The organism is Kitasatospora sp. NPDC004531 (assembly GCF_053602195.1).
In genome coordinates this window covers 1-8,574 of record NZ_JBSGDD010000155.1, presented here as the reverse complement: position 1 = coordinate 8,574, position 8,574 = coordinate 1, and the positions used below count along the sequence as shown (strand labels likewise).

Sequence of the window (8,574 nt, the reverse complement as noted above, 5' to 3'; positions counted from 1 at the left end):
GATCGACCCGCGCGCCACGGCCCTCCCCCGGGCCGGACGGCCGCGGGTCGATCCGCGTTCCGGACCGTCAACTCCGCGCAGTTTCAGCGGTGTTCGGCGCAGCCATGGGGAGTCGTGGCCCAGAGCCGGGTCAGGTGGGCGTGCAGGAGGTGCTCGGCCTCCTCGGGGGTGCGCCGGCCGATCAGCACGTGGGCGGTGAGGCCGTCGGCGAGGGCGAGCAGGGTGCGGGCCTCGGCGGCGGGGTCGGGGAGGTCGACGGCGGCGGCGATCAGGGGGGTGAGCAGCTCCTCCAGGTCGGCGTAGCCGGCGCGCAGGCCGGCCGCCAGGGCGGGGTCGACGGCGGCCGCGGCGAGGAAGGCGAGCCAGGTACGGGCCTGGGCGCGCCGGTGGGTCTGCAGCAGGGCGAGCTCGTGGGCGAGGTGGCCGACGGCGCTGGCCGGTGACTGGGCGGGGGCGGCGACCAGACGGGCGCGGGCCCGGGCGGTGACCTGGCGGCCGATGTGGGCGAGGGTGAAGCGCAGCATCTCGTCCTTGGTGCGGAAGCAGCGCTGGACGGCGCCCATCGAGACCTGGGCGCGGGCGGCGACGTCGCGGAGGCCGGCGGCCTGCAGGCCCTGTTCGTCGATCAGGGCGCAGACGGCGTCGGCGATGTGACGGCGGCGTTCCTCGTGGTCGACCTGCTTGGGCATCTGCTGCGGCCTCCCGCGCCTCGGTGGTGATTTATTCGATGCGAGTGTATCGGTTCGTGGGCTAGGGTGCGGTCTCGTTCCGATGCGAGCGCATCGGAAAAATCGGGAGGACAGAACCATGTGGAAGCTTTCGGCCGGCGCTCTCGCCGCCGCCGTCCGCGCCGGCGAGGTGTCCGCGGTCGAGGTGGTGGAGGCCCACCTCGACCGGATCGAGGCGGTGAATCCGCAGGTCAACGCCGTCACGCAGCTGTTCGCCGAGCGGGCCCGGGCCGATGCCCGCCGGCTCGACGCGCGGCGGGCCGCCGGGGAGGAGCTCGGCCCGCTGGCCGGGGTGCCGTTCTCGGTGAAGGAGTGCATCCGGGTCGAGGGCTTCGCGGCCACCTTCGGCCTGCGGCGGTTCGCGCACCTGACGGCCGAGGCGGACGCGATCCCGGTGGCCCGGCTGCGCGCCGCCGGGGCGGTCCCGATCGGCCACAGCAACATGCCGACGCTGATCCTGTCGGGGATGCACACCCGCAGCGAGCTGTACGGCGACACGCTGAACCCGTGGGACGCCGGGCGCACGCCCGGCGGCAGCAGCGGCGGGGACGGGGTGGCGGTCGCCACCGGGATGGCCGCGCTCGGGCTGGGCGACGACTCGGGCGGCTCGGTGCGCGTCCCGGCCTCGTTCTGCGGGGTCGCGGCGCTGGCGCCGACCGCCGGGCGGTTCGCCGCCGACCAGCGCCTGCTGGGCCCGGACGATCCCGGCCCGGCCTCCCAAGTATTGGTCACGGACGGCCCGTTGGCCCGCACGGTGGCCGATCTGCGATTGGCGTACGAGGCCCTCGCGGGGCCCGACCCGCGTGATCCGCGGGCCGTCCCCGCGCCACTGTACGGCCGCCCGCTCGACGGTCCGCCGAAGGTCGCGGTGGTCGCCGATCCGGGCGGGCGCGGGGTGCATCCGACGGTGCGGCGGGCCGTCGAGCGGGCGGCCGGGGCGCTGGCCGAGGCGGGGTACGACGTGCGCGAGGTGCCGGACGTGCCCCGCTTCGAGGAGGCGTTCGACGCCTACCACCGGCTCACCGTCGCCGAGTTCACCCCGTCCTGGCCGGTCGTGCGGCAGTTGCTCGGCGAGGGCGGCGACCGCTTCATCGGGTTCGCGATGCGCCGCACGCCGCAGGTCGACGCGGCCGGGCTGATCGCGCTGATGGGCACCTGGATGAACATCCGCCGCAGCTGGGCGGAGTTCCTGCAGGAGTATCCGCTGCTGCTCGGCCCGGTGTTCACCGAGCCGCCGGTGGAGCCCGGGCTGGAGTCCCGCGACCAGGCGGGGCGCGACCGGGTCACCGACGCCATGCGGCTGTGCTCGCTGACCAGCTTCGTCGGCGTCCCCTCGGTGGCGGTGCCGACCGGGCTCGCGGACGGGCTGCCGACCGGGGTGCAGCTGGTGGGGCGGCCGTTCCGCGAGGACCTGTGCCTGGCGGCCGCGCAGCACCTGGAGGACCGTTTCGGCGTCCTCTCCCCCGTCGATCCGGCCTGCTGACCGCGGCGCCCACCGGCCCCGGTGGTGCGGGCGGCACCGCCGGGGCCCGGTCGGCGGCGGTGCGTCAGGCGCGGCGTCGGACCGCGCCGACGGCGGCGATCAGGGCGCCGAGCACGGCCGAGGCGACCGGCACCAGCAGCGCGATCCGGAACGCCTCCAGCGGGGTCGCGCCGGAGCCGAGCGCCGCCAGGTTGACGGTGGTGACCGCCGAGAGGCCGAGCGCGGCGCCGAACTGGAAGGCGGTGTTCAGCAGTCCGCCGGCCAGGCCCTGCTCCTCCTCGGCGACGCCGTCGGTGGCCGCGATGGTCAGCGGGCCGTACGCCAGGGCGAAGGCGAGGCCGGTCAGCAGCATGGTCGGGAACATCATCGGGTACGTCCAGTCGGCGCCCACCGGGACGAACAGGCCGTAGGAGAGGGCGGCCAGCAGGAAGCCGCCGAGGATCACCCGGGGGTGGCCGAAGCGCCGGACCAGCCACGGGGTGAGGGTCGGCGCCAGGACGGCGTCCGAGCCGACGGCCAGCAGGGCGAGGCCGGTCTGCAGCGGGGTCCAGCCGCGCAGGTCCTGCAGGTAGAGGGTGGCGACGAACTGGAAGCCGAAGAACGATCCGGCGAACAGCAGCGCGCCGAGGTCGGCCCGCAGCAGCGTTCCGGTGCGCAGCAGGCCGGGGCGCACCAGTGGGGCCGGCGAGCGCCGTTCGATCAGCACGAAGGCCGTCAGCAGGGCGAGGCCGGCGGCCAGCACGGCGAGGGTGACGGCGGGGCGGGCGTCGGGCTCGCCGATCCGGACCACGCCGTAGACCAGCAGCATCATCGCCCCGGTGACGGTGATCGCCCCGGCGAGGTCGAACCGGGCGCCGGGGGTGCGTTCGGGCGCGGCCTGGCGCGGGATCAGCACGGTGGCGGCGGCAAGCAGGGCGGCGGCCAGCACGACGGGGGCGAAGAACACCCAGCGCCAGCCGATCGCGGTCAGCAGGCCGCCGGCCACCAGGCCGAGCGAGAAGCCGGCGGCGGAGGTGCCGGCGTACACCAGCAGGGCGCGGTCGCGGCGGGGGCCCTCGGGGAAGGAGGTGGTGATGATGGAGAGTCCGGCCGGGGTCATGAAGGCGGCGGACAGGCCGGTGGCGAAGCGGGCCAGGACGAGCATCCAGCCTTCGGTGGCGAAGCCGCCGAGGCCGGAGAAGAGCACGAAGACGCCGAGCCAGAGCAGGAACATCCGGCGCCGGCCGAGCAGGTCGGCCGCGCGGCCGCCGAGCAGCATGAAGCCGCCGTAGCCGAGCACGTAGGCGCTGATCACCCAGGAGAGGGCGCCGGTGGACATGCCGAGGCCGGAGCGGATCGAGGGCAGGGCGACGTTGAGCATCGCCACGTCGATGCCCTCCAGGAAGATCGCCCCGCACAGCACGGCCAGCACGGCGGCGGCCCGGCCGCGCGCGGGCGCGAGCGGGTCGGGACTCCCTGGTCGGCCGGGGGGTTCGAAGGCGGGCTCGCGGTCGTTCTCGGGCAGGGTGGTGGGCGCGGACACCGGGGGCTCCTCGGGACGGGGGGTGGCGAGGGCCGACGGCGGTTCTGTTCCGTCCGGTCGGTTCCCTCTTGTAACCACCGTCATCCTGATGCACCATCAGGAGGCATGGAAGAAGGCACTTCTGAGGAACCGACGCACTGCGCAGTGACCGAGTGCGACTACGACATCCTCCAGTGGGACGTCCGGGAGGACTGCGAGGTGCGGCAGATCCTGGACCGGGTCGCCGACAAGTGGTCGCTGCTGGTGATCGCGCTGCTGGACCGCCGGTCGCTGCGCTTCACCGAGCTGCGCCGGGCGATCGACGGGGTCAGCCAGCGGATGCTGACGGTGACGCTGCGCCACCTGGAGCGCGACGGCCTGGTGGAGCGGACGGTGCACCCGGTGGTTCCGCCCCGGGTGGACTACGCGCTGACGCCGCTCGGGCGGACGCTGCACGCCACCATCCGCTCGCTGGTCACCTGGACGGAGACCCACCAGCGGGAGATCGCGGCGGCCCGGGAGGCGTACGACGCCCGGCAGAGCGGGAGTTGAGGCCGGCATGGCAGGAGCCCGGCCGTGGGACGGCCGGGCTCCTCGGACGACGGGGCGTCAGGGCTGCTGCGGGGCGCGGGACTGGACCAGCGCGACGTAGCGGACGGTGAAGACCATCGGGACGACGAAGCCGGCGATCTGCACCAGCAGCGAGGGCAGCGAGTGGCCGCGGCCGCCGTGGGCGAGCACGGCCAGGACGACGGCGGTGAGTGCGAACGCGGCCGTCCACACGGTGGTGATGACCACGTTGACCCGGATGAACGGCTTGAGCGGCCAGATCTCGGGCGGGGTGCTGCGCTTGGCGATGCCGAGGGTGAAGGGCTTGCCGATCAGCAGCGAGGTGCCGGCGATGACGGCGAGGCAGGCGGAGGAGAGCGTCGCCGACCAGTCGCGGATGCCGGAGTGCGGGTCGGCGAAGGCGATCGCGGCGAGGGCGGCGAAGTACAGCGCGGAGCCGAGTTCGATGATCAGCGCGTCGTAGGCGGCGCCGGCCCCGCGCTGCTGGAGGATGACGGCCGCCGCGACGACCAGGCCGGCCAGGGCGGCCCACTGCCACTGGGCGGACGGGATCACCGCGAAGACGATCCAGGGCAGGAAGGTGCGCAGGTACGACATTTCGGTGTGGATTCCCCCTCGGTGGATCGGCCCGTCGGGCCGGGCTGTCTGCCAGCCTATCCATCGAAAGCCCTGCTCACACCACCCGTCCACAGTACGGATCGTGATGAATGATCAGCTGATGAACAGTCAGGGAACGGCCGGCGAGGTTCCGGGTGGAGTGACGGGCCGCCCGGGGTGAGCGCCGGGGCGCGGATCGGGGATGCTGGGCGGATGCGCGCCTCCCGTCTGATCCGCATGGCCCTGCTGCTGCAGTCCACCCCCGGCCTGACCGCCGCCGAACTGGCCGCGGAACTGGGGGTGTCCGAACGGACCGTCATCCGCGACGTCCAGGCGCTCCAGGACGCCGGGATCCCGGTCCGGTCGGAACGCGGCCGGGCCGGCGGCTACCGGCTCGCCCCCGGGTACCGGACCAGGCTGACCACGCTGGACCCCACCGAGGCCGAGACGCTCTTCCTGTCCGGCCTGCCCTCCGCGCTGCGCGACCTCGGGCTGTCCGACGCCGCCGACGCCGCCCGGCTGAAGGTCTCCGCCACCCTGCTGCCCTCGCTGCGGGCGGCGGCCGAGTCCTCGGCCCGGCGCTTCCACCTGGACGCGCCGGCGTGGTTCCGCGAGCCGTCCACCCCCGAGCTGCTGCCGGAGTTGGCGCGCGCCCTCTGGGCGGACCGCGCGGTCGAGTTCGTCTACGCCCGGCCCGGTCGCGAGCCCGGGGCGGCCCGCCGGGTGGAGCCGTACGGGCTGGTCCTGAAGGCGGGCGTCTGGTACCTGGTGGGCCGGGCGGGCGGCGCCTTCCTCAGCTACCGCGCCGACCGGATCACCGCGCTGGAGACGCCCGCCGACGGCGCGTTCACCCGCGAGGCGTCCTTCGACCTGGCGGCGTTCTGGGAGGAGCACAGCGCCCGGTTCGCCCGCTCGCTGCTGCGCTCCGCCGCCACGGTGCGGCTCACTCCGGCGGGCGCGCGCCGCCTGCCGGAGGTCACCGACCGGGCGGCGGCCGAGCGGGCGCTGGCCGCCGCCGCACCGCCGGATGCGGCGGGGCTCGTCACCGTCGAACTCGCCGTGGAGTCCGAGGAGATCGCGTTCCTCGAACTGGCTTCGCTCGGCGCGGAGGCCGAGGTGCTGGCCCCGCCCGCGCTGCGCGCCCGGCTCGCCCGGCACGCCCGGGCCTTCGCCGCGCTCTACCGCGACGAGGGCCCGGACGGCGGCCCTGCCCGATCTCAGCGGTAGTCGTCCGCCGAGACCTGATCCCCCTTCTCGCCCACCGCGTCGAAGTAGGCCCAGCCGTCCGGCCGGCTGCCGTCGGTGTCGGTGACGCCGTAGGCCCGGGCGAGTTCGGCGCTGGACGTCGACTTCCGGTTCCACCGCTCGGCCCGCTGCGGGTCGGCGGCCAGTGCGGCCACGCCGCGCGCGAGGTACTGCGGCGACTCCGCGATCGCGAAGGCCGGCTCGGCCTCGATGACGTCGCGCCAGTTCTCCTCCGTCACGCCGAAGTGCGCGAGCATCTGCTCGGAGCGCAGGAAGCCCGGCGTCACGCACACCGCCGCGCCGCCGTACTCGGCCAGTTCCTCGCCCAGTCCGAAGGCCATTCGGATCGGCGCGTTCTTCGTCAGGTCGTAGTAGAGGTTCTCCCGGTAGCGGCGGTTGCTCTCCGCCGTGCCGTCGGTGACCTCCACCAGCAGCGGCGCGTCCGAGCGGATCAGCAGCGGCAGGCCGAGCGCCGCCGTGATCACGTGCGAGCGCACGCCCAGCTCCAGCATCCGCAGCCCGTCGGCGAGCGGCGTCTCCCAGCTCTTCTTCCCGAAGACCGAGTCGAGCAGCAGGCGCTCGCCGCCCCACAGGTCGTTGACCAGGATGTCGAGGTGCCCGTGGTCCTCCTCGATCCGCCCGAACAGCGTGCGCACCTGCGCCTCGTCCAGGTGGTCGGTGGGCACCGCGATCCCGACTCCGCCGGCCGCCGTCACCAGTTCTCCCGTCTCCTCGATCGTCTCGCTCGCCCGACCGACCTCGCTCATCCGCTCGCGGGTCGTCCGTCCGGTCACGTAGACCGTCGCACCGGCCCTGCCCAGCTCCACCGCCATCGCCCGGCCCGCGCCCCGGGTCGCCCCCGCGACCAGGGCGATCCGGCCCGCCAGCGGGCGGGCGGGGAGGCTGTCGGGGGACGGGGCTTCGTTCGTGTTCTCCATGCCTTCAACGATCGACGCCAAAGGTGACAGAACCCGTCACCTTTCATTCCTTCACATGTCGAGCGCCATATCGACACCACCGGATCGGCACAAGGGCCCAATGGGGCAATTCACCCGAACATCGCAATGCGGGCACCCCGCCGTGCGCGCGGATGTAAGGACGGGTTGGGTGGAACCAGAGGCCGACGATCTTGGTCGGTCCGTGCAACGGATGGGAGTGGCGCGATGTACTACAGCAGCGGCAACTACGAGGCGTTCGCACGGCCCCGCAAGCCCGCCGGGGTGGACGACAAGCGGGCGTGGTTCGTGGGCTCGGGGCTGGCGTCGCTGGCGGGTGCGGCGTTCCTGGTCCGGGACGGCCAGCTGGCCGGCGAGCGGATCACGATCCTGGAGCAGCAGAAGATCCCGGGCGGCGCGCTGGACGGCATCAAGGAGCCCGAGCGCGGGTTCGTGGTGCGCGGCGGCCGCGAGATGGAGAACCACTTCGAGTGCCTGTGGGACCTCTTCCGCTCCGTTCCCTCGATGGAGATCGAAGGGGCGAGCGTCCTCGACGAGTTCTACTGGCTGAACAAGGACGACCCGAACTTCTCCCTCCAGCGCGTCACCCACCGGCAGGGCCGGGACGCGGGCACCAACGGCCTGTTCGCGCTCACCGACCGGGCGCAGCGGGACCTGATGAAGGTGTTCATGGCGACGCGCGAGGAGATGGAGGGCAAGCGGATCGACGAGGTGTTCGGCGAGGAGTTCCTGGCGTCGAACTTCTGGCTGTACTGGCGCACCATGTTCGCCTTCGAGCAGTGGCACTCGGCCCTGGAGATGAAGCTCTACCTGCACCGTTTCGTGCACCACATCGGCGGGCTGCCGGACTTCTCGGCGCTGAAGTTCACCAAGTACAACCAGTACGAGTCGCTGGTGCTGCCGCTGGTGAAGTGGCTGATGGAGCAGGGCGTGGTGTTCCAGTACGACACCACGGTCACCGATGTCGACTTCTCCTTCGAGGGCGGCCGCAAGCAGGCGACGGCGCTGCACTGGGTGTCGGGCGGGCAGCCGGGCGGGGTCGGGCTGACCGAGGACGACCTGCTGTTCACCACCATCGGCTCGCTGACCGAGAACTCCGACAACGGCGACCAGCACACCCCGGCGAAGCTGGACGAGGGTCCGGCGCCGGCCTGGGACCTGTGGCGCCGGATCGCCGCCAAGCACCCGGACTTCGGCCGCCCGGACGTGTTCGGCGCGCACATCCCGCAGACCAAGTGGGAGTCGGCGACGGTGACCACGCTGGACCGCCGCATCCCGGAGTACATCCAGAAGGTGTGCAAGCGCGACCCGTTCTCGGGCGGCGTGGTGACGGGCGGCATCGTCACCGTGCGCGACTCGTCGTGGCTGCTGAGCTGGACGGTGAACCGGCAGCCGCACTTCAAGCAGCAGCCGAAGGACCACGAACGCGACGGCTCGCTCAGCATCTTCGGCCAGGAGATCGCCACCCTCGACATCTCCTCCGCCGAACTCGGC

Annotated in this window: 8 protein-coding genes; 4 read left to right on the top strand and 4 right to left on the bottom strand. The window is 73.4% G+C overall.

What is annotated here, in order from left to right; genetic code table 11:
* Positions 1–83: 83 nt before the first annotated feature.
* On the bottom strand, positions 84–689 hold the full coding sequence (locus ACWEMJ_RS32850; protein ID WP_452140800.1) for a TetR/AcrR family transcriptional regulator: 606 nt from the start codon (positions 687–689) through the stop codon (positions 84–86).
* 118 nt (positions 690–807) lie between these two features.
* Here ACWEMJ_RS32850 and ACWEMJ_RS32845 point away from each other — a divergent pair, with 118 nt between their 5' ends.
* Positions 808–2,211 (top strand): amidase, encoded by a 1,404-nt coding sequence (locus ACWEMJ_RS32845; RefSeq protein WP_452140799.1) that lies wholly within the window; start codon positions 808–810, stop codon positions 2,209–2,211.
* Between the two features lie 64 nt (positions 2,212–2,275).
* Here the strand turns inward: ACWEMJ_RS32845 and ACWEMJ_RS32840 are convergent, their stop codons facing one another.
* Positions 2,276–3,733 (bottom strand): MFS transporter, encoded by a 1,458-nt coding sequence (locus ACWEMJ_RS32840; RefSeq protein ID WP_452140798.1) that lies wholly within the window; start codon positions 3,731–3,733, stop codon positions 2,276–2,278.
* Between the two features lie 105 nt (positions 3,734–3,838).
* Here ACWEMJ_RS32840 and ACWEMJ_RS32835 point away from each other — a divergent pair, with 105 nt between their 5' ends.
* Positions 3,839–4,264, top strand: a complete 426-nt coding sequence (locus ACWEMJ_RS32835; protein ID WP_452140797.1) for a winged helix-turn-helix transcriptional regulator — start codon at positions 3,839–3,841, stop codon at positions 4,262–4,264.
* A 57-nt stretch (positions 4,265–4,321) separates the two neighbouring features.
* On the opposite strand, the gene ACWEMJ_RS32830 is transcribed toward ACWEMJ_RS32835, so the two are convergent.
* On the bottom strand, positions 4,322–4,879 hold the full coding sequence (locus tag ACWEMJ_RS32830) for a hypothetical protein (protein ID WP_452140796.1): 558 nt from the start codon (positions 4,877–4,879) through the stop codon (positions 4,322–4,324).
* A gap of 213 nt (positions 4,880–5,092) precedes the next feature.
* Between ACWEMJ_RS32830 and ACWEMJ_RS32825 the strand changes: the two genes are divergently transcribed.
* Positions 5,093–6,106, top strand: a complete 1,014-nt coding sequence (locus ACWEMJ_RS32825; RefSeq protein ID WP_452140795.1) for a helix-turn-helix transcriptional regulator — start codon at positions 5,093–5,095, stop codon at positions 6,104–6,106.
* Here ACWEMJ_RS32825 and ACWEMJ_RS32820 read toward each other — a convergent pair.
* Entirely contained in the window at positions 6,097–7,062 is a 966-nt protein-coding gene (locus tag ACWEMJ_RS32820) for an SDR family oxidoreductase (RefSeq protein ID WP_452140794.1), read from the bottom strand. The two genes, ACWEMJ_RS32825 and ACWEMJ_RS32820, sit on opposite strands and share 10 nt — an antisense overlap.
* Positions 7,063–7,287: 225 nt before the next feature.
* Between ACWEMJ_RS32820 and ACWEMJ_RS32815 the strand changes: the two genes are divergently transcribed.
* The coding region (locus ACWEMJ_RS32815; RefSeq protein ID WP_452140793.1) for an oleate hydratase at positions 7,288–8,574 on the top strand (1,287 nt) is incomplete at its 3' end.

Coding starts and splice junctions, on each gene's coding strand:
- ACWEMJ_RS32830 (WP_452140796.1), bottom strand. CDS start 4,879: ATGTCGTACCTGCGCACCTTCCTGCCCTGGATCGTCTTCGCGGTGATC.
- ACWEMJ_RS32825 (WP_452140795.1), top strand. CDS start 5,093: ATGCGCGCCTCCCGTCTGATCCGCATGGCCCTGCTGCTGCAGTCCACC.
- ACWEMJ_RS32845 (WP_452140799.1), top strand. CDS start 808: ATGTGGAAGCTTTCGGCCGGCGCTCTCGCCGCCGCCGTCCGCGCCGGC.
- ACWEMJ_RS32820 (WP_452140794.1), bottom strand. CDS start 7,062: ATGGAGAACACGAACGAAGCCCCGTCCCCCGACAGCCTCCCCGCCCGC.
- ACWEMJ_RS32835 (WP_452140797.1), top strand. CDS start 3,839: ATGGAAGAAGGCACTTCTGAGGAACCGACGCACTGCGCAGTGACCGAG.
- ACWEMJ_RS32850 (WP_452140800.1), bottom strand. CDS start 689: ATGCCCAAGCAGGTCGACCACGAGGAACGCCGCCGTCACATCGCCGAC.